The organism is Beijerinckiaceae bacterium (assembly GCA_004564215.1).
GTDB lineage: Bacteria > Pseudomonadota > Alphaproteobacteria > Rhizobiales > Beijerinckiaceae > Methylocapsa.
Genome location: CP024846.1, coordinates 41,637 through 67,421, shown reverse-complemented (window position 1 = coordinate 67,421; position 25,785 = coordinate 41,637). Strand labels below are relative to the sequence as shown.

Sequence of the window (25,785 nt, the reverse complement as noted above, 5' to 3'; positions counted from 1 at the left end):
AAAGAAGGTCTTCGGTCCTAATCTTCCAAATCGTACCGACCCCTAAGGCATCCAAAACTGACCGGGCCATCGGAAAGTCGACGAGCTGCAGCCGAGCCATATTCCACGGCTGAAATATTACTGACGGAATCGTGGCGTACGACACTGAATATGCTAGCATCGATCATTGCCCTTCCCTCTATTTCATCGAGAAAAAAATGCGCAAATCGGCCCTTTTGGTCTTCGGCATGGCGCTATTTCTTTGGGCCGTTCCCGCCCAAGCGCAGAAGAGCTTCGTAACCGACGAGCTGACAAGCGACGCAACCCGTCTCGAACAAAACATCGGCAATGATTTGGGCCCTCTTGCCGCGCAGCCCCTGCCCAAAATACGCAAGGATGCCGACCAAGTCCTCGCCCGCAAGGATTTCAAAACGGCGGTCAAATATCTCGCCGCGATCGTTGCGGCAAATCCAAAGGATGCCGGCGCGTGGCTCGCCTATTCGCGCGCCGCGATCGCCGCTGGAGGCGATGATTACGATCTTATGCAGGCCGGCACGGCCGCCGCCTATATCGCTTATCAACGCGCCACAGATAAGCCACAGCGGGCCATCGCGCTCGCGTGGCTCGGCGAAATCTACGCGAAGCGAAGCATGTGGCGTCCCTCGCTCGATGCCTATCACGCGAGCCTCGATCTCGCGGACATCCCTGCCGTGCGCGCCATCTATGAGGACCTTCGCGAAAAGCATGGCTTCCGCATCGTCGATTACAAAATCGATAATGAGTCGGCTTCTCCCCGCGCGTGTTTCCAATTTTCCGAGCCGCTTGCCTTCGGCAAGGTCGATTTCGCGCCTTTCGTGACGGCGTCGGGTTTCACGACGCCCGCCATCTCCAGCGAGGATCAGCAGCTTTGCGTTGAAGGCCTGAAGCACGGCGAACATTACAAGATCGTGCTGCGGCAGGGCCTGCCCTCTTCGACCGGCGAAGCGCTCCTCAAAACAGCAGATTACGAACTCTATGTCCGCGATCGTTCGCCGCATGTGCATTTCACCGGCAAGAATTACGTTCTGCCACGGGTGGGCCAGGAGGGCATTCCGGTCGTCTCCGTCAATACACGCAAGGTCGGCATCGACATCGTCCGGATCGGCGATCGCAATCTGTTGCCGACGATCAGGTCCGAGGATTTCCTTTCCCAGCTTTCCTCCTACCGTATCAAGCAATTGATCGACACGGACGGCCGAAAAGTCTGGTCGGGAACGCTCGACGTGAGCCCCGAACTCAATGCCGATGTGACAACCGCTTTCCCGGTGAACGAGGCGGTCACGAAACTCGATCCCGGCGTCTATGTCATGGTCGCAAAACCGGCCGATGATCAATCCACAGCGACCAGCGACGAGGACAGCGGCGAAACGACCGCGACCCAATGGTTCATAGTCTCGGACCTCGGACTTAGCTCCTTCATGGGCAAGGACGGTATCCACGTCTTCCTGCGCTCCTTGGCCACTGCTCAACCGATCGAGGGCGCCGACGTGCGCCTGATCGCGCGCGACAATGAGATTTTATCGACCAAAAAGACCGACGCGACAGGCCATATCCATTTCGATCCCGGACTTGCGCGAGGCACCGGCGGGGTTTCTCCCGGCCTGCTCGTCGCCGAGGACGGCAAGGGTGATTATGGTTTCCTTGACCTCGCGCAAAGCGCGTTCGACCTCAGCGATCGCGGCGTCAAGGGGCGCGCGGCGACGACCGCGCTCGATGCGCTGGTGTTTACCGAACGCGGCGTTTACCGCTCCGGCGAGACGGTTTTCATCTCGGCCCTGCTGCGCAACGGGCTGGGTGTTGGCGTCCCCGCTCTGCCCCTCACCCTTGTAGTCAAACGTCCCGACGGCGTCGAATATAAGCGGGCTCAAATCGAGGATCAGGGAGACGGCGGCCGCAGCTTTGCGCTTCCCCTCTTGTCAGGCGTCTCAACCGGAACGTGGCGCATCGAGGCGTTTGCCGATCCAAAGGCCGCGGCGGTCGGGCAGACGAGTTTTCTCGTTGAAGATTATGTACCCGAACGCCTCGAGTTCACCTTGACTCCGGCCACGACAACGGCGCGCGCCGGCGGCACGGTCGAGATTGCCGCGGTGGCGCGTTACCTCTATGGCGCCGCCGGGTCGGACCTTGAAATCACCGGCGACGTCCAAATCAACGCTGCTGAAAAATCGCAATTGCCGGCCCTCACCGGCTTTGTCGCCGGACTGCAGAACGAGCCCTTCGAAACGATCAGCAATGAACTCGAAGATGTCGCGACGACCGATGCCAAGGGTGCGGCAAAAATCCTGGCGCCCATCCCGGAAGTAACGGCGGCACGCCCGCTTGAGGCCAAGATCATTCTTCGAGCCGGCGAGCCGGGCGGACGCGCCATCGAGCGCTCGCTCGTCCTGCCAATTCTTCCGAAGAATGGGCTGATCGGCGTGAAAAAGAATTTTACGACCTTGAGTGACGGCGCTGCGGCGAGTTTCGATGTTATTGCAGTCGGTGTGGATGGTGCGCGCGTCGCCCGCAAGGGTGTCGGCTGGTCGCTGTACCGGATCAGCAATGATTACCAATGGTACCGGGCGGACGGACGTTGGAATTTCGAGCAGGTCAAATCTTCGAAGCGAATAGCGGACGGAAAGATCGATCTTTCCACCGAAGCGCCGGCGAAAATTTCCGCCATCGTCGGGCTCGGCCAGTACCGGCTCGATCTCGCAAGCGACAACAGCAGCGATCAGCCGACGAGCATTACATTCGATAGCGGCTGGTCGGGCGATGCCAGTGCTCAAACTCCCGATCTCCTCGATGTCACGCTCGACAAGGCAAATTACAAGCCGGGCGAGGAGATGCGGTTGCGCATCGCTTCGAAGTTTGCCGGGACCGCGACCATCGCGATTGTCGGCGAGGGATTGAACTCTCTGGCGACGCTCGATATCAAGGAAGGCGACACGGTCAAGTCAATTCCGGTCTCGGCGGATTGGGGCGCTGGCGCCTATGCCGTTGTGTCGGCGTATCGGCCGATGGACAAGGCCGCCAATCGCATGCCGGGCCGGGCCATCGGGCTTGCTTGGTTTGCCATCGACGCCGATGCCCATAAGCTCGACGTCAATCTCTCGCCGCCGGCGAAGGCGCGCCCGCGCGAGCCGCTCACCATCACGGTTGCCATCAAGGGCCTGGCTCCGGGAGAGGAAGCCAGGGTGATCGTGGCGGCCGTCGATGCGGGCATCCTCAATCTCACCCATTATGAAACACCGGATCCACGGGCTTATTTTTTCGGTCAGCGGCAATTGAGCACGGAGATCCGCGATCTTTACGGTCTCCTGATCGATGGAATGCTCGGCTCGCGCGGAGCGATCCGGTCGGGCGGCGACGCGTCGCCGGATCTCGGCAGCGAACGCCCCACGCAGGAGCCGCTGGCGCGTTTTTCGGGAGTCGTCAAGGTCGATCCAGATGGCAAGGCGCGGATCACCTTCGATCTGCCCGCCTTCAACGGCACCTTGCGGATCATGGCTGTCGCCTGGACAAAGTCCAAGGCAGGCAGCGCCAGTACCGATGTCATCGTTCGCGATCCGGTTGTCGTTCAGGCAACTATGCCGCGCTTTCTGTCGCTCGGCGATCGATCGCAATTTTTTGTTCAGGTCGACAATGTCGAGGGAAAGCCTGGAGATTATGCCCTCGATGTCGACCTTCACGGCCCGATCTCGGCGCAGGCCGATGCTATGCATCGCAAGCTCAAGCTCGATGCCGGGGCACGCAAGGCGCTGACAGTTCCGGTGACGGCTTCCGGGGTCGGCCGCGCCGACATCGACCTCAAGTTGACCGGCCCGGCCCTGGAAGCGCCGCAGTCGCTCGCACTTAACATACTTCCCGGCACCTCGGAGCTGTATCGCCGAACGGTGCGCACGCTCGCGCCCACGGCGAGCCTCACCGTCTCAAATGACCTTTTGGTTGATTTCGTGCCCGGCACCGGGGCGATTTCGCTCGCCGTAGCGCAGCTGGCCGGAATAGATGTTCCGGCCTTGCTGCAGGCGCTCGACCGTTACCCCTATGGCTGCACCGAACAGATCGTCAGCCGTGCCCTGCCGCTCCTCTATGTGAACAGACTTGCCAAGAGCGCCGCGCTTGGGATCGACCCGAATGTCGATCAGCGCATCCGCGAGGCCATCGAACGGGTGCTGGCACGCCAGGATTCGAACGGCGCCTTCGGTGTTTGGTCGTCGGCGGATTCCGAAGACATGTGGCTGCATGCCTTCGTCACGGATTTCCTGACCCGCGCGAGGGAAAATCATTTCGAGGTTTCGCAGAAAAAATTCGATGCCGCGCTGGAGCGGCTGCGCAATCTGCTCGCCAATTCGAATGATATTGCCGCGGGTCAAGGCGCCCCGATCGCTTATGCCGCTTATGTTCTCGCGCGGAATGGGCGGCAAGTCATGGGCGATTTGAGGTATCTCGCCGACGCTAAGATCGACTCATTCGAGTCGCCCCTCGCCCGCGCCCAGCTCGCCGCGGCCTTGGCCCTTCTAGGGGACCGCACGCACGCGCTGGCTGTGTTCACCAAAGCAACGGACCGTCTGAGCACGATCGGAAATCCCCTCTATTCGAGCCCCGACTATGGTTCCCGTCTGCGCGATGGCGCCGGGGTGCTGGCGCTTGGCGTCGAAACCCAAATGCCTGCCGCTGAAATTCAGCGCATATCGAAAGTCGTTGAAGACGCAAGAACGAAAACCTCTTTGACCAGTACGCAGGAAGATGCCTTCATGGTGCTCGCCGCCGAGGCACTCTCCGACAAGGCGGAAAACATCGCTCTTTCGATCGATGGCGCGCCGCATGAAGGCATCCTCTATCGGCATTGGGCCGGCGCCACGCTCGACAAGAAACCCGTCACGATTGCCAATAACGGGCAAGCGCCAGTGAGCGTCGTGTTGACCACCTCCGGCAATCCGCTGACTCCGGAGCCCGCCGCGCAACAAGGCTACCGGATCGAACGCGCCTATTATTCGCTGGAGGGAACTCTGATCCCGCCAAACGCGGCGATCAAGCAGAACGACCGCTTTGTCGTCGCTTTGACGGTCACTGAAAGCGAAGCGGCGTTCGCCCGGCTGCTGTTGGTCGATCATTTGCCGGCTGGGCTCGAAATCGACAATCCGGACCTGTTTGAGGGCGGCTCGGTTGAGGCCCTGTCCTGGCTTAAGAAAACCGTCGAGCCGGTGCACACCGAATATCGCGATGATCGTTTTGTCGCCGCCTTCGATCGGAATGGACAGGACAAGGCGACCTTCTCCATTGCCTATATCGTACGCGCGGTCACTCCCGGGCATTACGTTCTTCCGCCCGCAACCATCGAGGACATGTACCGCCCGGAACGATTTGGTCGTACAGCTTTTGGAACCACCAACATCACCGCACCAAAATGAAAATGTTTCACGGGAAACATTTTGGTAAGATTGCCGCGCTCGTCCCTGTATTGGCGCTGCTTGGCGTCGTCACATCTCTTGCCCTTATCCACCGATCCCTTGGGCCCCTCGACCTCGATATGGCGCGGAAAGCTTCACCCGTCGTGGTCGACCGCAATGGTCAGCTGTTGCGCGCCTTCACGACCCAAGATGGGCGTTGGCGGCTTTCTGTCCAAACCACTGATGTCGATCCCCGCTTTATAGCGATGCTGATCGCGTATGAGGACCAGCGCTTCGGCACCCATCACGGCGTCGATTTCTTGAGCCTCGGCCGCGCGGCTCTGCAGTGGGCAAAACAAGGCCATATCGTTTCCGGCGGCTCGACGCTGACCATGCAAGTCGCCAAGCTCTTGGAACCACGCGGAGAAAAATCCGTTTCCGCGAAGCTCGCGCAAATGCTGCGCGCCATCGAGATCGAACACACGACAAGCAAGACAGAAGTGTTAAATCTCTACCTCGTCCTCGCGCCTTATGGCGGCAATATTGAAGGTCTGAGAGCGGCGAGTCTCGCCTATTTCGGCCATGAGCCCAAGCGGCTGTCGGTCGCCGAGGCGGCACTTCTGGTGGCTTTGCCGCAATCGCCGGAAACCCGGCGGCCGGATCGTTATCGGGATGCCGCGCGTCATGCCCGCGACACCGTGCTCGAACGGGCTTTCGCGCGCGGCGTGATCAATGCCGCCGAACGTGACGATGGCAAGCGGGAAACGGTCCCAGCCAGTCGGCGGGCGTTTCCGATGCTTGCCGCCCATGCCAGCGAGGCGGCCATCCGGCGCGCCCCGCAGCAGCCTGTCCACCGCCTGACCTTCGATGCCAAACTCCAAGCCTCGCTTGAGGATTTGGCGCATACGGCGGCGGCGGCGCTGGGGCCGACCCTGTCTTGCGCGATCCTGGTCGTTGACAATGCAAACGGTGAGATTCGGGCTCATGTCGGCACCGCGGATTATTTTTCGCAAGACCGTGCCGGGTCGATCGATATGACAGAGGCCATCCGCTCTCCCGGCTCCGCATTGAAACCTTTGATTTATGCCTTCGCCTTTGAAAATGGGATCGCCCACCCCGAAACCATTTTGGACGATCGGCCGACCCGCTATGGAATCTATGCGCCGGAAAATTTCGATCACAATTTTCAGGGCACGGTGACCGCCCGGCACGCACTCCAATTGTCCTTGAATCTGCCTGCGGTCGAATTGCTCGCCGAGATCGGCCCGGCCCATTTCATCGCGCGTCTCCGCAACGCCGGCGCGCAAATCAGGCTGCCCGATGACTCCGCCCCAGGGCTTGCGACCGCTCTAGGCGGTCTTGGAATCACCCTTCGCGATCTCGCAGCGCTTTATACAGGTCTGGCACGCGGTGGAAATGTTCCCACCCTGACTGAAATCGCGCGGGACAAGGCGACCGCGGATGCCGAAACACGCCACCTGACCGGGCCAGTCGCGAGCTGGTATGTCGCCGATATTCTGCGCGGCGCGCCGCCGCCGCTCAACGCACCTTATGGGCGCATCGCCTTCAAAACCGGGACCTCCTATGGATATCGCGACGCTTTCGCCATCGGTTTCGACAAGGCGCATACGATTGCCGTCTGGCTAGGGCGGCCGGATAACGGCGCGGTCTTCGGGCTGGTCGGGCGGCAGGCCGCCGCCCCGGTCCTGTTCGATGCGTTCACGAGGCTTGGCGCCGAGCACGAATTTCCCGCCCCGCCGCCCGATACCCTGTCCGGCCGCACCTCTACGCTTCCCCCACCCCTGCGGCGTCTGCGCAAGGATGCGCCCAGGGCTCTTGCCGCCGCGTCAGCCGCGCGCGTGAAGATCGCCTTCCCGCCAGATGGAGCGCGAGTCGATCTCGGCTTGCATGATCATGCCGCGCAACCGCCCGAGCCTAACGCACGACTCGCCTTGAAAGCGGAAGGAGGCGTTCTGCCGCTGACATGGATCATCAACGGTGCGCCGGTGGGAAACCCGGACCTTCGCCGTCAAACGAGCTGGACTCCAGATGGGGCGGGCTTCGTGCGCGTTTCGGTCATGGATGCCCAAGGTGCAACGGATAGCGTGATGGTCCGCCTCGAATAGACTTACCCACGCGTTGATCTAATCACCGCCAACGACTGTCCCCACGGACGCTTCCTTGGCCGTATTCGCTATCTTCTTGTCGAGAAGAAATTGACGCGGCGCGCTTGCGGCATCGCCGGCGATGGCACCCCAGATGATCGTGCCGCTATCGCCCGTGCTAAGTGTGTAGGCGACCGGGCACTTGTTGCAATTGTTGCCCTGGAAGACCATGCCCGCGATCGCAGGGGCCGCGCTATCTGGCGAAAACCCAGCCCCACCTGCTTGGTATTGAACCACGCTCATATAGCCTTCCGGAAAGAGATAGGTCGGCGTTCCCGGGCGGGCGAAGAGCGTATTATTGCGCACCACGACGCTGTCGATATTGGTCCCCCAAATCGCATTGGGGGCAATCAAGGCAAACTCGGCAACGATATAGGAAGGGAATTGGCCTTTCGTATTTTTTAGAGTGTTCCCAATGATTTCAATATTTCTCATGGCCCCGATCGAGCCTTTTCTTTGATCTCCCCGCAGAAAAATACCACCATTGTCCATCAAGGTATTGGCGATGATGGAAACATTTAGGAAGGCGGCGTGGTATAATAAGATTCCGGCGGGATTATCCTGCATCAGATTGTTGCGGATCAAAACATTCTCATACGACGGCTCGAAAATCGAGAAATGGTCGCCCGCCTCCGGAACGACGTCCCAGGACCTATCGACCGTAAAACTATTGCCGCTTTGCGCAACGATCCGGCGCCATTGGCCCCAGCCCTTGCCGCTCACAATCGCAATCATTGAGTTAGCGGAATAGCCCCACGTGCATGCACCCGCGCATTTGGAATCGTCGGTAATGGTCAAATCGCCGGCTGCCGTTGCCGTGCCTACATCGTGCTTGTGCGAGGCTCCTCCGCCTTCACTCAAAAGCGTCTCGCCGTCATACCAATTATGCTTCAAGACCCCGTCCGAGACATCGAAAACATTGTTTTGAACGGCAACATTCTTGGCGAAATTCAAAGAGAGCTGGCGCCCCTCGCTGCGTTGAATGACGTCTCCCACGGCAATTTTTTGATCGCCCTGCGCCCAGGAAAGATTCTCAGAGCCAGCCACGATCTGGTCGGATGCATTGCGCGTGAAATGATTGCCTTCGATTACGGCACTGTCGACGTCCTTGAATGAATTTTGGCCCGAGGCCCAGGAAATCTTGTTATTTCGAAAAATCGCATTGCTTACATTCCACAGATAGATCGGCCCGACACCGCTGTTGCCGCGAAAATCAATATTTGGAAATTGGCTGTTGGCGGATTGGCGGAACGTCGAGTCGGTTACGACGAGCTTGTCGACCCCTTGCATGAGAATAAAAATTCCGCTGCCGAGATCCCAATTCACCCGCGCGATGAATAGATTCTGGGACGGGCTTTTGGCTACCGCATTGCTCACTTTCTGGCTTGTGTTGTCGATGTTCTGGAGCGAAAGATCCGCAATCCCGGAGTTTTTCGTGTTCGCGGGCCATTCAATCCCTTTGAATGAATATCCTGCAGCTTGCGGTTCGGATGGACCATAAAGAATGGTCGTGTCGCTGGCGCTATGTCCCTGAAGAACCACATTCGATTTCAGGGTGAGCCCATTGGTATTGGTCAGCGACGCGAGCCGATAGCGCCCCGCCGGCAAATAGACGACGCCGCCATGGGCAGCAGCGAGGTCGATGGCGGCTTGAATGGCTGGCCGGTCGTCCGCAATGCCATCGCCCAGCGCATGGCGCTTTAAAGCGGGATCACTGGTGACGTCGAACAGGTGATGGTCGGCCTGGCTGTTTCTCGTCGCTCCGGCCTGGTAGGCTGGACCATCCCAGTAAATAAAATCCGCCCCCCAGGGCACGCCGAGCTTAAAATGATCCTCTCCTGCCGGCGGACGTCCCAAGAGCGTTTTTTCGACCGGCGATGATGCGAGTCCGTTCGAAACCACAAGCCGATAAGAAGCGCCAGGCACAATATTTTCTGGCGCCACAACGGCCAGACTGTAGGCATCGCTCGCGGCGACATCGACAATTGCCGACAGGCTCGCATTTGTTTTTGGATCTATGAACGCCACTGTCGGCGCGGCTGCCGGCACATGCAAATTATGCCCAAAAATGCGGAAACGGTTTTTGCTTCCAATTTCAGGCGTATCAAAATGCGTCGCGCAAGGTGTGTTGATGGAAACTGGGACACTTGTCGTCTTACCGTCGGAGACCGAAATCGCATATATGTCGAACGGTTGGCTTTTCGGCACTTCAAAGGCGATGAGATTCTCGTCCGCCCGGATAATTCTTACCGGGATTGCAGCGGGACGATGCGCAGGCTTGAAAATGATTTTGGGCGCAGTCCCAAATCCGCTTCCCAGCAAATTCACGATGTCTCCCGCTTTCGCAGAGAAGGGCTGGTTGTAAATGACCGGGGCCGCCCAAGCGATGTTCACAGGAAACAAGCAAAGCAAAGGCAGGCATATCGGAAGACGGTGCAAGCTCCCCCGCCCTTTACAAATCCGGCTTTGAAAAAACCCCATGACTGAAGACCGCAACGCCTCATGCCTCATTTGTGTTACATTCGACGGCGGCTCATGCAACATAGACTGAGCCGTCCAAACTTTGCCACTTGATGCAGGCGGTTTCGCCAGCGGGGGTTGAATGTTTTCTGAGGCGCTCCTCAGCCGCACAGCGGCACTCCTCGCGCAATGCCACGCAAAGGAGCAGACCCTGGCTACGGCGGAATCCTGCACGGGCGGACTCGTCGCGGCTCTGATAACTGCCATCCCCGGCTCGTCCCTGGTTTTTGAGCGAGGCTTCGTCACTTACTCGAATGCCGCGAAAGTAGAATGTCTGGGTGTGCCACCGGCACTGATAGAACAATTTGGCGCCGTCAGTCCGGAGGTCGCAAAAGCCATGGCCGAAGGCACTCTTTCCCATGCGCGGGCCGACATAGCGTTGTCGATCACGGGAGTCGCGGGACCCGGCGGCGGCTCAGCTGAAAAACCGATCGGCCTCGTTCATTTCGGTCTCGCACGCAAAAGCGGCGTCATTATCACCGCGGAGAGGCGCTTCGGCAACCTTGGCCGAGATGGAGTGCGCTCCGCCGCGCTTGCCGCCGCGATCGAACTGTTATTCGACGCCTCCGGCTGAGCGAACCTATCGGGACTTTCCATACACGCGATCGGCGCGCCGCTCGAAAGCTTCGGCGAATTTGTGAAATGCCGCATCGAACATTCCGCCCATGAGGAGCCCGAGCGCGCGGTTCCTGAATTCGTAATTGATCCTGAATTCGATGAGGCACGCGCGACCTTCGCCTTGATCCCGAAAGGTCCAGTTGTTTTCCAAATGTTTAAAGGGCCCGTCGATATATTCGACCAGAATCGCCAGCTTGGAACGCTCGCAGGTGACCCGGCTTGTGAAGGTCTCGTGAATGGCTTTGTAGCCAACCTCCATATCGGCGACCAAGGTGAGGATCCCCTCCTCTTCCTTCCGCCGGCGTACCCGCAAGGCGACACATAGGGGTACGAACTCCGGATAGGATTCGATGTCGGCGACCAGATCGAACATTTCGGACGCGCTATGGCGGACCCGATGGGTGGTTTGAAAGGATGGCATCCGCCGTCACAACATCGGTTTACAGGACATGCCAAGGCTCCGGGGCGATCGGCCCAAGGGGCATGCTAGGAAAACGAGACTGCTCTAGCGGCTCGGAGCCACTCCCGCAAGGCCCAAGCGCTGCGCTTTCAATTTGATGAAGTCCTCCCCCGCGTGATGCGAGGAGCGGGTCAAGGGCGATGCGGACACTAACAGAAAGCCCTTCGCACGCGCGACCTCGGCATAGGCGTCAAATTCTGCCGGCGTCACAAACCGCGCGACGGCATGATGTTTCCGGGTGGGCTGCAAATATTGGCCCATAGTGAGGAAATCCACATCAGCGGTGCGCAGATCGTCCATCAGCTGAAGGACTTCATGGCGTTCCTCGCCAAGCCCAAGCATCATTCCGGATTTGGTGAAGATTTCGGGATCGATCTCCTTGACCCGCTGGAGGAGCCGGATCGAGTGAAAATACCGCGCTCCGGGGCGCACTTCGAGATATTTCGAGGCGACTGTTTCAAGGTTATGGTTGAAGACGTCCGGTTTCGCCGCAACAACGATTTCGAGTGCTTCGGTTTTGCGCAAAAAATCCGGGGTCAAGACCTCGATCGTGGTCTTGCCGCTGGTCGCGTGGATCGCCTTGATGACCTCGGCGAAATGTTGCGCCCCCCCGTCGGCGAGATCGTCCCGATCGACCGAGGTGATCACGACATGGGCGAGCCCGAGTTTTGCGACCGCATCGGCGATACGGGCGGGCTCGTTTCGGTCAAGGGCGCCGGGAAGGCCCGTTTTGACATTGCAGAACGCGCAAGCGCGGGTGCAGGTGTCCCCCATGATCATGAAGGTTGCGTGTTTTTTCTCCCAGCATTCGCCGATGTTTGGACAGCTCGCCTCCTCGCAAACGGTGACAAGCCGATGCTCCTTGACGATCTTTTGGGTTTCCGACCATCGGACCGAGCCCGGCGCCTTGACCCTGATCCAATCTGGCTTGCGCGCCACGGGCTGGTCGGGACGATGCGCCTTTTCAGGATGACGCGGCCCCGCCTCAGGCGCGCCATGCGTGTCCAGCAGATCGGCTGTATCGGACATTTGACGACCTAACTTTTTAGCTCCAGGCAGCTAGAGCAAGCTTAGATATGGATGGCCCGCCCATAAGCATCAAGGACGCTTTCATGCATCGTTTCCGATAGTGTCGGATGCGGGAAAATCGAATTGATGAGTTCGGCCTCGGTCGTCTCGCAATTCATGGCGACGACAAAGCCCTGGATCAGCTCCGTAACCTCGGCCCCAACCATATGGGCACCGAGAAGCTTTCCGCTTTTCGCATCGAAAATAGTTTTGACGAGCCCGTCGGGTTCGCCAAGCGCGATCGCCTTGCCACTTCCGATAAAGGGAAACCGGCCGATCCGAACGTCGTACCCCGCCTCTTTAGCCTTCGATTCACTGAGGCCCACCGAAGCGATCTGCGGCGTGCAATAGGTGCAGCCCGGGATCATGTTCTTGTCAATGGCGTGCGGCGCCAGGCCTTTGATCGCCTCGACGCAGATCACGCCTTCGTGCTCGGCCTTGTGCGCCAGCATGGGCGGCCCGGCGACATCTCCTATGGCGTAAAGCCTCGCCACATTGCTGCGCCCCATGTCGTCCACCGCGATGGTTCCGCGCTCCATTTTCACCCCGAGCTTTTCGAGCCGGAGATTCTCGACATTTCCCGTGACGCCCACCGCGGAAATCAAGCGTTCGGCTTCCAATGTCCGCGTCCCGCCCTTTGCGTCCTCGATGGTGGCGGTCACACTGTCCGTCTTTTTGTCGATCTTCGTCGCTTTGGTCGATGTCAGGATTTTGATGCCCTGTTTTTCAAAACGCTTGCGGGCGTGTGCCGCGATCTCCACATCCTCGGCGGGAAGAATCTGAGGCAGAATTTCGACGACGGTCACTTCCGTGCCCATGCTGCGGTAGAAGGACGCAAATTCGATCCCGATCGCGCCGGACCCCATCACGATCAGGGTTTTTGGAAACTTCTCCGGCACCATGGCCTCGAAATAGGTCCAGATGAGTTTTCCGTCCGGCTCTATGCCAGGGATGACGCGCGGCCTCGCGCCGGTCGCAACAATGATGTGCTTGGCGGAATAGGTGCCGGGCCCCAGAACGCCCTTGGGAACCGGATTCGGCGGTTGCATCGCGGGCTTTTTGGAGACTTCGACCAGGACCTCGCCGGGCTTCGTAATCACCGCTTCGCCCCAAATCACATCGACCTTGTTCTTCTTAAGGAGATAACCGACGCCGCTGTTCAATTGCGCCGAGACGGCTCTCGATCGCTTCACGACCGCGGCAGGGTCGAAGCCGATCTTGCCCTCGATTGTGAGGCCAAAGTCTTTCGCATGATTAAGATATTGAAAAATCTCTGCAGAGCGCAACAAGGCCTTGGTCGGAATACAGCCCCAGTTCAGGCAGATGCCTCCCAAATGTTCACGTTCGACGACGGCAGTCCTGAAGCCGAGCTGGCCCGCACGGATCGCCGCGACATAGCCGCCCGGACCGCCGCCAATGATCAGGACGTCATAGGGGTCAGCCATGGGGATTGCCCCGCTGATTTCCTGCCGATGGCGTCAAAGGGCTTGGAAGGGTCATCACACCAGCATCCCCGCCGGATTTTCGATCATGTGTTTGAATGCGGCCAGAAGCCGCGCACCAAGTGCGCCATCTACCGCCCGATGATCGCAGGACAGCGTCACGCTCATGAGCGTGACAACCGCCGGGGCGCCATCCTTCACGATCACCCGCTGCTCGGCGGCGCCGACAGCAAGGATCGTCGCTTGCGGCGGATTGATGATGGCGGAAAAATTCTTGATGCCGAACATGCCGAGATTGGAGACTGCGGAGGCGCCCCCCTGATATTCCTCTGGCTTCAATTTGCGCGCATGCGCACGGGCCGAATAATCCTTCATTTCACTTGAAATCGCCGACAGACTTTTGGTCTCGGCCGCGCGGACAATCGGCGTGATGAGCCCGCCGGGGATGGCCACCGCGACACCGACATCGGCGTGCTTGTGCTTCAGCATCGCCGTCTCGGTCCAAGTCACATTGGCGTCGGGAATGCGGATCAGCGCCAACGCCAGGGCCTTGACGATGAAATCATTGACCGAGATTTTGTAAGCGGGCGTGCCATCCTTGTCCTTGAGCGCCGCCGCGTTGATGGCTGCGCGTAGACTCATCAAAGCATCGAGTTCGCAATCGGCGGAAAGATAGAAATGCGGGATCGTGCGGCTGGCTTCAATCAGCCTCTGCGCAATGATCTTGCGCATCTGATCATGCGGCACTTCCTCAAAAGAGCCGGCGATGAAATTCTTTCTGATGAGGTCGTCCGAGAGAGCCGGCACTTGCTGCGGAACAATTGCCGGTTCTGGAGCTCGGAGGGCGGCCGGCGCTTGAGCAAGGGCTGCTTTCACGTCGCGCTCGATGATCCGACCATGCGGCCCCGAACCCTTGACCAAGGCAAGGTCGAGGCCAGAGTCTTTGGCGATCCGGCGCGCAAGCGGCGTAGCGAACATGCGGGGTCCGGGCTGACCATTGACCATGGTCGGAATAGCCGATGGCGCTGATGGGAGAGGCGCCGGCAACGACGGCTCTTGGCGAGCAACGGCTTGCCCTGCGGATTCAATTTGTTGCGGACTCGGCGTGGTCGTGGTCGTTGGCGCGGACTGCCGCTCTCTTTTTGTTGATGCGACGGTCTTGGCGTCTTCTCCCTCGCCCGCGATCAAGCCGATCACATCGTTGACCGGCACATCGGCGGTTCCTTCCGGGACTACGATTTTGGCGAGCACGCCTTCATCGATCGCTTCGACTTCCATCGTCGCCTTGTCAGTCTCGATCTCGGCGATCACGTCGCCGGGACTGATCTTATCGCCCTCTTTTTTGAGCCAGCGGCTGAGGTTGCCTTTTTCCATCGTCGGCGAAAGGGCTGGCATCAGAATGTCGATCGGCATGAAAAGGGATCACCTCTATTTGGGCGTCAGCGGTAACAAACCGCTTTCGCCGCCGCGACAACCTCACCGACATTCGGCAGAGCCAGTTTTTCCAAATTCGCCGCGTAGGGCATCGGAACATCCTTGCCGCAAATCCGAACCACCGGAGCATCGAGATAATCGAAGGCTTGTTCCATGATCTTGGCGATGATCTCGGCGCCCACACCGCTTTGCGGCCAGCCCTCCTCAACGCTCACGCAACGCCCGGTTTTTTTCACGGATTCGATAATCGCCGCGCTGTCCATAGGCCGGAGGGTGCGAAGGTCAATGACTTCCGCGTCGATCCCTTGCTGTTCAAGCTCGGCTGCAGCTTTCATGGCGTAAACCATGCCCATGCCGAAGGAGACGATGGTGACGTCCTTGCCCGCGCGCGCGATGCGTGCCTTGCCGATGGGCACCAGGAAATCGTCGAGCTTGGGCACCTCGAACGTATGCCCATATAGAATTTCGTTCTCGAGGAAAATCACCGGGTTCGGATCCCGGATGGCGCTTTTCAAAAGCCCCTTGGCGTCCGCCGCCGTGTAGGGCATGACGACCTTCAACCCTGGAATATGAGAGAACCAGGCGGCATAATCCTGGCTGTGTTGCGCGGCCACCCGCGCGGCTGCCCCATTCGGACCACGAAACACAATCGGAATTTCCATCTGGCCGCCCGACATATAATGGGTCTTGGCGGCGGAATTGATGATCTGATCCATCGCCTGCATGGCGAAATTAAAGGTCATGAACTCGACGATCGGGCGCAAGCCGGCCAAGGCCGCGCCGATGCCAAGGCCAGTAAAACCATGCTCGGTAATCGGCGTATCGACCACGCGTCTTTCGCCAAATTCCTGTAACAATCCTTGCGTGACCTTGTAGGCACCCTGGTACTCCGCAACCTCTTCGCCGATAATGAAAACGCGGTCATCGCGGCGCATTTCCTCCGCCATGGCATCGCGCAAGGCCTCGCGCACGGTAAGCATTACCATCTCGGTGCCGGCAGGAATTTCCTCAGCCGATACGTCGAGTGAAGGTTTCGGCGCAACGGGCGCATTGGCTAACGGCTTTGCTGAAACCTTCGGCGTTTCCCCCGCTTCGCCATCACTCTTGCTGGCGCGATCTGGCCCGTTGCCGCGAACGGCAGGCTTTTGGTCGTCACCGGATTCATGCGGCTGGGTTTTGGGCGAGGCCGCTGCGGGCGGGGCTGTCGCGGCGTCCTCCCCCTCCCCCGTAATGACGGCGATCGGGGTGTTGACCGCGACATTGTCGGTTCCGCCCGGAACCAGAATCTTGGAAAGCGTGCCATCGTCGATGGCTTCCACCTCCATCGTCGCCTTGTCCGTTTCAATCTCGGCGAGGACATCGCCCGAGCGGACCGAGTCACCCTCTTTTTTCAGCCATTTCGAGAGCTTACCTTGCTCCATCGTCGGCGAAAGCGCGGGCATGAGAATGTTGGTCGCCATTGATTGTCCTCAGTCGAACTGACTTGCCGTTTAGTTCTGCCCGCTCATTTCGAGACGTCGGTCCACAGCTCGGCCGGATCCGGCTCCGGTTCATGCGAGGCGAAATCCGCAGCCTCGGCAACGATCGCGCGGACCTCCGCATCGATCTTTTTCAGATCGTCTTCGCTCGCCTGCTGATTGGCCAGCAAGCGCGCGCGGACCTGCTCGATCGGATCATGCTCCGTGCGCATCTTCTGTACCTCGTCCTTCGACCGATATTTCGCCGGATCCGACATGGAATGCCCGCGATAGCGATAGGTTTGCATATCGAGGATGATCGGACCGTTGCCGGCTCGACACCATTCGGCGGCGCGGGTGGCGGCGGCTTTAACCGCGCGTACATCCATGCCGTCCACCTGTTCGCCGGGAATATTGAAGGACTGGCCGCGCTTGGAGAAATTGGGCTGGGCGGAAGACCGCGCAACCGAGGTGCCCATGGCATAAAGATTATTCTCGATAATATAGACGACCGGCAGTTTCCAGAGTTCGGCCATGTTGAAGCTCTCATAGACTTGGCCCTGATTCGCCGCGCCGTCCCCGAAATAAGTGAAGCAAATGTTCTTGTTGCCGCGATAGCGATTGGCGAAGGCAAGACCGCTCCCCAAAGGCACCTGCGCACCGACGATGCCGTGGCCGCCATAAAAATTCTCGGCCTTGGAAAACATGTGCATGGAACCGCCTTTGCCCTTCGAGGCGCCACTCGCCCGCCCGGTCAATTCCGCCATGACGGCCTTGGGGTCCATGCCGCAGGCGAGCATATGGCCGTGATCACGATAGCTGGTGATCGTCTGATCGCCATTGGCCGCCGCCATCTTCACTCCGGTGACCACGGCTTCCTGGCCTATATAGAGATGGCAGAAACCGCCAATCAGCCCCATGCCATACATCTGCCCGGCCTTTTCCTCGAAGCGGCGGATGAGCAGCATATTGCGATAGGCGCTCAGTTCCTCTTCCTTGCTGAAAGAGGCACCGTTCGCGGGCGCGTTTTGCGATTTGCGCGGCGCGGGTTTCCCGCGGGCGCTCGTAGATCCGGTGGCCATGAAAAGCCCCTTTGCGACGCCGGAGCCGGCTGAAATCCAAAAATAGCGCAGCGGCGGACGGAAAGCGAGCCCTCCGGCCAGGGTTCAACCGCCAACGCCACCAGAAATTAAGGGCTAAAGCTGATCTTTGGGCCGGTTCCACTTATGCGAGAAGCGGCCGGGGCTCGGAAACAATCATTTCGTCGTGATCTCGTCACGCGAGCCACCAGGTTCCAAACCCGAGGCTCGCCAAGGTTAATGGTAGGCCGATCCGCCCATACGCAAGAAAGGAAAGCGTTATTCCAGCTTGCTTGGCCCGCTCGGCGACAATCAGATTTGCGACCGAGCCGATCAAGGTGAGGTTGCCGGCAAATGTCGAACTCATCGCGACAATCTGCCAGGCTTTGTCCGGATCCGGGAGGTCCACGACGAATGGCTTGAGAATCAAAACCGCTGGCACATTGCTGACGAGGTTCGACAGAAGAGCCGTCGACCCCGACAAAATCCAGGGATTTGCCAAATGAAGCTGCTGCACAGCGGCGGTGAGCTGCGGTGTCAAAAGCATTTTTTCGGCACCCGCGACGATAACAAAAAGCCCGGCGAACATCAGCAGAAGTCCGCCATCGATTCCGGAATAGATTCTGCGCGGTTTGACAGAGCGCGACAAAAGCAGCAGCGAACCGCCGATCAGCGCCGCCTCGGCGATGGGAACGCCTGCAAAAAAACTGACGATCACCGCCAGAGTCACGAGCAGACCCTTGGCGAGCTGCCAGGACCGCCGGCGCGGTTTCAGTTCTTGCGCGGCTGAGGCAAAAGAGGTTGAAAATTCCTGCCGATGAAGGACGCCAACCAAGCCGATGGTCAGCAGGAGTGCAACCGCCGCGGCCGGAGCAAGGTGGAGGAAGAATTCGGCGTAGGGCAGATGCGACGTGACGCCGATGATCATGTTCTGGGGATTGCCGGTGAAGGTCGCGGCACTGCCCGCGTTCGACGCCATCGCCACGGCGAGCAGATAGGGAACCGGATTTCGCCGCAAGGCGCGCGTGACGTCGATGACAAGGGGCGCCATGACTAGGCAAATCGCGTCATTGACCAGAAAAGCAGAAAAAAACCCTGTCACCATGACGACCGCGGTGAGCAGCACAATCGGTCCCGGCGCGCGGCGGATGGAAAATCTGGTCACGAGATCGAAAAAGCCCGAGACTCGCAATTGCGCGACAATGATCATCATGCCCAACAGAAGAACGATGGCGTTGAGGTCGACGGCTTTGAATGCCTCCTCAAGGCTTAAGGTGCCGAGCGCGATCATCAAGCTGGCGCCGACCAGCGCAATACCCGCACGATCGATCCGAAATCCAGGGATACGGCCAAGAGCGACCCCTGTATAGGTCGCAATGAAGATCGCGACCGTGGCAAGCGTCCGCAAGTCGAGCGATGCCAAGTTCATCGGGTTTGAGCCGCAGTAGCGATTTGGTCCGGTTCCCCTTCGGCAAGGTCACGTGTTTCCGGCATGCCGAAAAAATACAAAAGAAATCCTGCGGCTGCTATACCGGCCAAAACGAGAAATGCGGCGGAATAGCCCGCGTGTACCACGACGAGTCCGGCCAAAGCTGTGCTAAGCGCAGCGCCAATGCCTTGCGCGGTAATCACGGCTCCTTGGGCCAGATTGAAATGGCCGGTTCCGCGCGTCAGATCCGCGACGATGAGAGGAAAAAGTGCACCATAAAGTCCTGCCCCAACTCCATCGAGAGATTGGACCGCAAACAGCCAATAGCGATCATCCGACAGAGGGTAGAGAAAGCCGCGCAAGGACAGAATGGCGAATCCAGCGAGAAATAAAGGCTTGCGGCCCCAAATATCCGCCCTTCGCCCGACCAGCACTGCCATAGGCACCATGACGATCTGAGCTGCGACGATACAAGCCGACATAAGGGCGGTGCCTTGGTTCCTGTCCTGCAAAGCCAATTTTTGACCGACCAGCGGCAGCATGGCAGCATTGGCAAGATGAAAAATCACGCAGCAAAAGCAAAAGATCATGAGGCTTCGGCTGCTCATGAGCACGCTGAGACCAGAAGGCTTATCATGCGATGCGGAAGGGCCGTCGCGAAGGCCACGGGCGCGATCATAGTCGATCGCATTGGCGTCAATGGTGAGGACGCTCACGATCGAAAGCAAAGCCATGGCGGCCAAAAGATAGAAGACCACGATCGGCCCCCACATCCAGGCACAAACCCCCGCAAGCGTCGCGGCAAACGCATTGCCGGCATGATTGAACGACTCATTGCGGCCTATACGGCGCGTAAACGCCCGGGATCCCAGGAGTCCCATGGTGATTGCGGCAACCGTCGGCGCGAAGAAAGCTTCCGCCGCACCGGCCGCCGCTTGCGATCCAGCGACGAGCACAAAGGAAGACATGAAAGGAAGGATGATCGAGGCGCCAGTCACAACCAGGGCGGAGGCGACAATCATCGCTCTTTTGGCATGGCTCACGTCAATCAAGGCGCCCGCAGGAGCCTGGACGATCAGGCCGGAGACTGCGGCAATCGACATCACGAGGCCGATTTGATCTTCCGCCCAGTGCCGCTCAGTTAGGAGGTAGATCGCCAGATAGGGTCCAAGCCCCTGGCGAACATCCGCCAGGAAAAAATTCAGGGCATCAAGCGAATATTCATGGCGCATAATCTGATCCGGACCGGCAAGCGCGGCGTCCGCTTAAATCTTGCGATGCGGTGTAAGTTCCCGATCAACATCAACCTCAGAACCCTTGAAGACTGAGGCAAAGCTTTGAGGGCTCGGTGAAGGCGATCCGTTTATGCGTTCAATTCATCTCGGCGGCTTCGGCAGAAACACGACAAGATCGTTGCGGCTGACGCGCCCGAGCAGCGCGCGGGCCTCCTCGTCCAAAAGATCCCGATCGATCGCCCGGCCGGACAATAATTCATTTCTATGAGTCCATAATTCATGCTCGGACTTCAAAACCTGCAATTCTTCGCGCAGCGTTGCGATTTTATGTTCGTATTCATCCTTGGTTTTGAGTCCACGCTCGCCGTTCACGGCATGCCAAACAAAATAACCGCCGACGGAGCCGGATATGAAATAAAGGAGCAAAGGGTAAAGCGTTGCGCGAACGCGCCTGTAAATGACCATGGGGAGAGAATGCCGGATCGAGGTAAGCGATCGGTTAATTTTAATTTCCCGCTTCGCTTTGCGTTTTGGGGTGCGGCCCAACGCCCAGCCGGTTTTTTCGGGTTCTAAGAGTATCTCGCGGCGATAAAGGTCACGGAAGGTTTAGCATAATATAAAATAATTTGTGATAAATATATTTACTTATCATTTATCCCAGAATAGCCATCGAAGATTGAGGCCTTTCCATGGCAACTGAAGCGCGACCAAAAGGTCCGCAGGGGGATAAATAAATGGGCGAAGTCACTCCGATTAAAAAAGCAAGGAGACAGATTTCTCCCGGAAATTCTGAACCTTATATTGAGAAATTGCTGGCCGATGCACGGACCAAGCTGATCGAAACCGGAAATCGCAGCCGTCTCATTCACACGCCTCGCAACGCCAAGCGCTCCCGCGCCCTCGCAATTCACGGCATTAGCAGCGATCAGCTTTTCACGAGCCTGGTCCAGGGAAAAAAGCCGCTCCGGTTTTTTGCAAGTGAAGTCCTTACCGACCTCCAGCGCGAACCCGGAAAACAAAAAGCGCCGGCGCCGGTCACGTCAAAGCAGGCCTGTTGGACCGGGTTGCAGACATCGCTTTCCGCCGAACATTTGCAGCGACGCCTTCATAGCATTTACCGCGACGCCAAGACCGCGGAGGAAGAGCGTGGCATCAATATCCTGTTTATCGCCCTTGGCTTTCTGCGCTGGTATGAAGACGAAAAATCGGAGGTCCCGCGCGAAGCTCCGCTCGTATTGGTTCCCGCTTCACTCGTGCGCGATACGAAGCGCTCCACATATGACGTGAAGCTTCGCGACGATGAAATCGGGACCAATCAGGCGTTGCAAGAGCGCCTGCGTGCCGACTTCGGGATTATGCTGCCTGACATTCCCGAAACCGAGGATTGGCTGCCGTCCGGCTACTTTAACGCGGTTGCCAATGCCGTTGCCGTGAAGCGGCGCTGGTCGGTCGATCCCAATGCGATCGAGCTCGGGTTTTTTTCTTTCTCGAAGCTTTTGATGGTGCGCGATCTCGAACCCGCCAACTGGCCGAACAATATACTTGTATCGCATCCGCTGGTCCGCGGACTCCTATGCGACGGGTTCGCGGCCGAGCCGCCGATTATCCCGGAAGCCGCCAAGCTGGACGAAATTCTGAGTCCCCTCGATCTTGTTCATGTTGTCGATGCGGACTCATCACAGACAAGGGTCATCGAGTCCGTTCGCGCCGGCCGCAACCTCGTCGTTCAAGGCCCGCCGGGCACAGGCAAATCGCAAACGATCACGAACATCATCGCGGCCTCGGTGCATGCCGGACAATCGGTCTTGTTTGTCGCCGAGAAAATGGCCGCGCTCAATGTCGTCCATAAAAGGCTGCGGGAAGCGGGACTCGAGGATATCTGCCTCGAACTCCACAGCCATTCCACAAGCAAGCGCCTGGTTGCCGAACGGCTGGACCGGACGCTGCGCGCAAATTTAAACCTATCGGCCGCCAATGAAGAAGCAAAACAGCTCACCCTCGTGCGCGACCGCCTGAACCTCGTTGCCAACCGGCTGCATACGCCGATCGAAGACACCGGCATGACGCCCTATAGGGCGCTTTCGATTCAGATCGCGGCGGCGCGACTTGGATTCGCGCCTGATCGGCATCTGGTGGAGGAAGCAGTTTTGTGGACTGGCGAAAGCTTCGCGAAGAAATCTCTGTCTATGGGCCGGCTTGCCGATCTCACCGAGAACGCGGGCCCCCTCAATAGCCACGTCTATTTTGGCGTCAGGCGAATCGACCTGCAACCCGCAGACTTCCAGCGCGAAATTCGCCAGATCCAAACTTTGGCCGACAAGGCGGCGGCGCTCGCTGCCTATGCCAGTATGCTTACAAATTATTTTGGCTACGCCCGAGATTCGACCGTGGCGGGCGTCAAGACGCTAAGCGCGATCTTTCACGCCCTCTCCAATATGCCGCTCGCAAGCGAAACCATCGCCACGACCATCGCCAATTCCTATTCGCCCCGACGGGTGGCCGAAGCAGCGGCCCTGGGAACGCTTTGGCGGCAACAGCAAGCCCCCTATCTTGGCAAATTCCATCCGGCAGCTTGGTCTGCCCCGGTCAGCGGGCTTCGGGCACCCTTGGCCAAAGGCGCGGCGTTCTGGCTTGCCCGGTTCGGTAAAGATTATCGGGAGGCCAGTCGGTCGCTCGCAACCCTCCTCTCGGTGCCTTTACCGAAGCAGGCTGTGGACCGTCTCGAGCTTGTCGACGCGCTGATCGTTAGCCAAAGGCTGCGGTCAAAACTGGCCGCCGAGGCAAAATGTTTGGCAAGCCTGCTCGGCGACCCCTCGCACGGTCAAAAAGACCCCTTCCTTCGGATCCACACGGTTGCAACCCTTATTCAGGAATTGTCCGCCTTCGATCCGCATCTCAACCTCGAACGCGTCATTGGTTTTGCCCGCGACGGTGCTGCCAGGGTGCACAGAGATCATCTCGAACTCGCACTCAACGACGTTCTCGACGCCTTTGTGCAGGTCGTGTCATTTCTCGAAATCGACATCGCCGCAGTTTTTCAGACAGACACGCTGAAGAGCATAGATCTGAACCATCTTAGCGAGCGGGCCGCGAAATGGGCGGCAAATTCCGCCCGCTTCGAGGAATGGGCGAGACTCGCCAAGGCCGACAATGAAGCCCGCGCGGTTGGACCTGCCCGAATCTCAGATGCATTGGCCGCGGGGCGGCTCGACCCCGGTCATGTCCAATTCGAATTGGAAACCGCCTTCGCCGAGGCCTGCTGGAAACGGGCGATCGTAGCCGATCCGGACCTCGCACACTTCGACGGAAATATTCAGAACACGCTGATTGCGCAATTCGTCGAGCTTGAGGAAACCTCGCGCGAGGCTGCCGTCCAAAGCGTCCGCGCGCGCCATCAAGCTGCAATTCCACATGGCGCGCAGGGTGGGATGGGCGTGATCCGCAGCGAGATTGCCCGCAAACGCGCGCATATACCTCTCCGCAAGCTGATGAACCTGGCCGGCCCCACCATCCAGAAGATCAAGCCGGTCTTTCTGATGAGCCCGATTTCAGCCGCGCAATTCTTGCCGCCGGGATCTGTCGAGTTCGACATCCTGATTATCGATGAAGCAAGTCAGGTCCGTCCGGAGGACGCCTTGGGACTTGTTGCGCGGTGCAAGCAGATTGTTGTCGTGGGCGATAAGAAACAATTGCCGCCCACAAGCTTTTTCGATCGCATGATCGTCGATGAAAACGAACTGGCAGACAGCGATGTGGTGGAGAGACGGCCTCAGCAAGTTGCTCCCATCACCGATCTGGAAAGCATTCTTTCCTTGTGTGAGGCCCGAGGTCTCGAAAGCCGGATGCTCCGATGGCACTACCGGTCTCGGCATCCCTCTTTGATCGAAGTTTCCAACGCCGAATTCTATCGTCACCTCATAATGCCGCCAGCGCCAGTGACGAAACGCGACGGAATCGGCCTTAACCTTCGACGCGTGCAGGGCGCTTATGATCGCGGCGGACGGCGTACCAACACAATCGAAGCCGAAGCGATCGTCGACGCCGTGGAAGACCACGCGGGCAGATGTGCACAGCTATCGCTTGGGATCGTCACTTTTTCGACGGTTCAGCGCGACCTCATCGGCGACATTCTGGAGGCAAGGCGGCGGGTCAATCCGGTGCTCGACCGCTACCTCGACGATCGCGGTCCTGAAGATGTTTTCGTCAAAAATTTAGAAAATGTGCAGGGCGACGAGCGGGATGTGATCCTGATCTCGATCGGCTACGGTCCTCGCCACGCCAGTCAACCTCTCGACAGCATGGCGTTCGGACCGATCTCCGCGGAAGGCGGCGAGCGGCGCTTGAACGTCCTCTTCACGCGAGCTCGCGTCCGTTGCGAAGTCTTCCTTTCGTTCAGACCCGGCGAAATCAATCTGGAACGGGTGACCGGCGAAGGGCCACGTGTGCTCAAGCGTTTTCTACAATTCGCAGAAAGCGGTGTGCTTGACGAAAGCCGCCCGACCGGCGCGGATTTTGATTCCGTCTTCGAGGCCGACGTCGCCGCAGCCATCGAAAGCCTCGGCTACACGGTCGACCCTCAAATTGGTTCGGCGGGGTTTAGGATCGACCTTGCGGTGCGCGATCCCGCCGGATCCGGCCGCTATATGCTCGCGGTCGAGTGCGACGGGGCAACGTATCATTCGGCCCTCTGGGCGCGGGAACGCGACCGGCTGCGCCAGCAAGTTCTCGAAGGACTCGGCTGGCGGTTTTATCGCATCTGGAGCACGGATTGGTTCTATAGGCGCGCCGAACAACTAACGAAGCTGAAGCTGGTACTCGAAGAAGCACGTGAACTCGAAGCCTGGAATTTGGCATTGGCGCAGCAACCCTCCGCGCCCGGCAGCGAGTCGAAGCCGGCCTCCGTAGATGACTTGCACCCAACTGCCTATGCCCTGGCAAAATGCGAGGTTCCAGTTGGCCTCGACCTCCATGAAATCGCCGCCGCGACGCTCGCCGCCATCGTTCAATCGATTGTCGAACAGGAAGGCCCTATTCATGGCGACGAGATTGCCCGGCGGGCCGCTTCGCTGTTCGGTAAGCGCCGGACCAGCGCGCGCATTGCCGAAGCCGTCAAGCGGGCCCTGGATTATGCGCCGTGCCTGCGCAGTGAAGCGGGGTTTTGGTTCACGCCTGCACAGGCCAATGCGCCCGTCGTACGCGATCGATCCAAGGCACCACCGAGACTGCAAAGGCCCGAAATGATCGCGATGTGCGAGATCAAATCGGCGATAGCTATTGCAAGGCGCCAAAACGACCGCTTGAGCGCAGGCGACCTGATCGAGGCGGTGGCACAGCTCTTCGGTCTAAGCAAGGCTAAAGTCGGATTTCGGGAACGCGTGCTTACGCTGGCCATGTGAACGCTTGAGCAAATGAGCGGGCCGAGAAGCCATGGGGTTTCCCGGACAAAAAAAACCCGGCCGGAGGGCCGAGTTTAAGTTTAACTGGCAGG

General features: G+C 58.9%; 14 protein-coding genes. 4 read left to right on the top strand and 10 right to left on the bottom strand.

The features are described 5' to 3' along the window. The first annotated feature begins 197 nt into the window (after positions 1 to 197). Both CU048_00235 and pbpC read left to right on the top strand, forming a co-directional pair. Positions 198 to 5,411 (top strand): alpha-2-macroglobulin, encoded by a 5,214-nt coding sequence (locus CU048_00235; protein QBR72529.1) that lies wholly within the window; start codon positions 198 to 200, stop codon positions 5,409 to 5,411. Next, a complete protein-coding gene (pbpC, locus tag CU048_00230) occupies positions 5,408 to 7,516 on the top strand; it encodes a penicillin-binding protein 1C (protein ID QBR69968.1) in 2,109 nt (702 codons plus the stop codon). Before CU048_00235 ends, pbpC begins: the two co-directional genes overlap by 4 nt. 18 nt (positions 7,517 to 7,534) lie before the next feature. On the opposite strand, the gene CU048_00225 is transcribed toward pbpC, so the two are convergent. After that, the gene (locus CU048_00225; GenBank protein ID QBR69967.1) at positions 7,535 to 10,036 is read right to left on the bottom strand and encodes a hypothetical protein; all 2,502 of its coding nucleotides are present in this window, start codon (positions 10,034 to 10,036) and stop codon (positions 7,535 to 7,537) included. 121 nt (positions 10,037 to 10,157) lie between these two features. Here CU048_00225 and CU048_00220 point away from each other — a divergent pair, with 121 nt between their 5' ends. Then, complete coding sequence (locus tag CU048_00220; protein QBR69966.1) at positions 10,158 to 10,649, top strand: damage-inducible protein CinA; 492 nt, start codon at positions 10,158 to 10,160, stop codon at positions 10,647 to 10,649. Between the two features lie 6 nt (positions 10,650 to 10,655). On the opposite strand, the gene CU048_00215 is transcribed toward CU048_00220, so the two are convergent. The 9 genes from CU048_00215 to CU048_00175 all read right to left on the bottom strand — a co-directional run bounded on the left by CU048_00215 (position 10,656) and on the right by CU048_00175 (position 20,762). Continuing rightward, the gene (locus tag CU048_00215; protein QBR69965.1) at positions 10,656 to 11,114 is read right to left on the bottom strand and encodes a ubiquinone-binding protein; all 459 of its coding nucleotides are present in this window, start codon (positions 11,112 to 11,114) and stop codon (positions 10,656 to 10,658) included. A gap of 84 nt (positions 11,115 to 11,198) precedes the next feature. Beyond that, positions 11,199 to 12,182 carry a lipoyl synthase gene (gene lipA, locus CU048_00210; protein QBR69964.1) on the bottom strand — a complete coding sequence of 328 codons (984 nt, stop codon included), beginning with the start codon at positions 12,180 to 12,182 and terminating at the stop codon, positions 11,199 to 11,201. Positions 12,183 to 12,223: 41 nt separating this feature from the next. After that, the gene (gene lpdA, locus CU048_00205; GenBank protein QBR69963.1) at positions 12,224 to 13,666 is read right to left on the bottom strand and encodes a dihydrolipoyl dehydrogenase; all 1,443 of its coding nucleotides are present in this window, start codon (positions 13,664 to 13,666) and stop codon (positions 12,224 to 12,226) included. Between the two features lie 54 nt (positions 13,667 to 13,720). Then, complete coding sequence (locus CU048_00200; GenBank protein ID QBR69962.1) at positions 13,721 to 15,076, bottom strand: pyruvate dehydrogenase complex dihydrolipoamide acetyltransferase; 1,356 nt, start codon at positions 15,074 to 15,076, stop codon at positions 13,721 to 13,723. Between the two features lie 26 nt (positions 15,077 to 15,102). Then, positions 15,103 to 16,557 (bottom strand): pyruvate dehydrogenase complex E1 component subunit beta, encoded by a 1,455-nt coding sequence (locus CU048_00195; GenBank protein ID QBR69961.1) that lies wholly within the window; start codon positions 16,555 to 16,557, stop codon positions 15,103 to 15,105. A gap of 44 nt (positions 16,558 to 16,601) precedes the next feature. Beyond that, positions 16,602 to 17,636: a pyruvate dehydrogenase (acetyl-transferring) E1 component subunit alpha gene (gene pdhA / locus CU048_00190; GenBank protein QBR69960.1), complete on the bottom strand. Its 1,035-nt coding sequence runs from the start codon at positions 17,634 to 17,636 to the stop codon at positions 16,602 to 16,604. 193 nt (positions 17,637 to 17,829) lie between these two features. Next, entirely contained in the window at positions 17,830 to 19,062 is a 1,233-nt protein-coding gene (locus tag CU048_00185) for an anion transporter (GenBank protein ID QBR69959.1), read from the bottom strand. Continuing rightward, a complete protein-coding gene (locus CU048_00180; protein QBR69958.1) occupies positions 19,059 to 20,294 on the bottom strand; it encodes an MFS transporter in 1,236 nt (411 codons plus the stop codon). The genes CU048_00185 and CU048_00180 overlap by 4 nt, the downstream gene beginning before the upstream one ends. 144 nt (positions 20,295 to 20,438) lie before the next feature. Further along, the gene (locus CU048_00175; GenBank protein ID QBR69957.1) at positions 20,439 to 20,762 is read right to left on the bottom strand and encodes a septation inhibitor protein; all 324 of its coding nucleotides are present in this window, start codon (positions 20,760 to 20,762) and stop codon (positions 20,439 to 20,441) included. Positions 20,763 to 21,031: 269 nt separating this feature from the next. On the opposite strand from CU048_00175, the gene CU048_00170 reads away from it, so the two are divergent. Further along, positions 21,032 to 25,693, top strand: a complete 4,662-nt coding sequence (locus tag CU048_00170; GenBank protein QBR69956.1) for a DUF3320 domain-containing protein — start codon at positions 21,032 to 21,034, stop codon at positions 25,691 to 25,693. Positions 25,694 to 25,785: the final 92 nt, after the last annotated feature.

Coding starts and splice junctions, on each gene's coding strand:
- CU048_00235 (QBR72529.1), top strand. CDS start 198: ATGCGCAAATCGGCCCTTTTGGTCTTCGGCATGGCGCTATTTCTTTGG.
- pbpC (QBR69968.1), top strand. CDS start 5,408: ATGAAAATGTTTCACGGGAAACATTTTGGTAAGATTGCCGCGCTCGTC.
- CU048_00225 (QBR69967.1), bottom strand. CDS start 10,036: ATGGGGTTTTTTCAAAGCCGGATTTGTAAAGGGCGGGGGAGCTTGCAC.
- CU048_00220 (QBR69966.1), top strand. CDS start 10,158: ATGTTTTCTGAGGCGCTCCTCAGCCGCACAGCGGCACTCCTCGCGCAA.
- CU048_00215 (QBR69965.1), bottom strand. CDS start 11,114: ATGCCATCCTTTCAAACCACCCATCGGGTCCGCCATAGCGCGTCCGAA.
- lipA (QBR69964.1), bottom strand. CDS start 12,182: ATGTCCGATACAGCCGATCTGCTGGACACGCATGGCGCGCCTGAGGCG.
- lpdA (QBR69963.1), bottom strand. CDS start 13,666: ATGGCTGACCCCTATGACGTCCTGATCATTGGCGGCGGTCCGGGCGGC.
- CU048_00200 (QBR69962.1), bottom strand. CDS start 15,076: ATGCCGATCGACATTCTGATGCCAGCCCTTTCGCCGACGATGGAAAAA.
- CU048_00195 (QBR69961.1), bottom strand. CDS start 16,557: ATGGCGACCAACATTCTCATGCCCGCGCTTTCGCCGACGATGGAGCAA.
- pdhA (QBR69960.1), bottom strand. CDS start 17,636: ATGGCCACCGGATCTACGAGCGCCCGCGGGAAACCCGCGCCGCGCAAA.
- CU048_00185 (QBR69959.1), bottom strand. CDS start 19,062: ATGAACTTGGCATCGCTCGACTTGCGGACGCTTGCCACGGTCGCGATC.
- CU048_00180 (QBR69958.1), bottom strand. CDS start 20,294: ATGCGCCATGAATATTCGCTTGATGCCCTGAATTTTTTCCTGGCGGAT.
- CU048_00175 (QBR69957.1), bottom strand. CDS start 20,762: ATGGTCATTTACAGGCGCGTTCGCGCAACGCTTTACCCTTTGCTCCTT.
- CU048_00170 (QBR69956.1), top strand. CDS start 21,032: ATGGGCGAAGTCACTCCGATTAAAAAAGCAAGGAGACAGATTTCTCCC.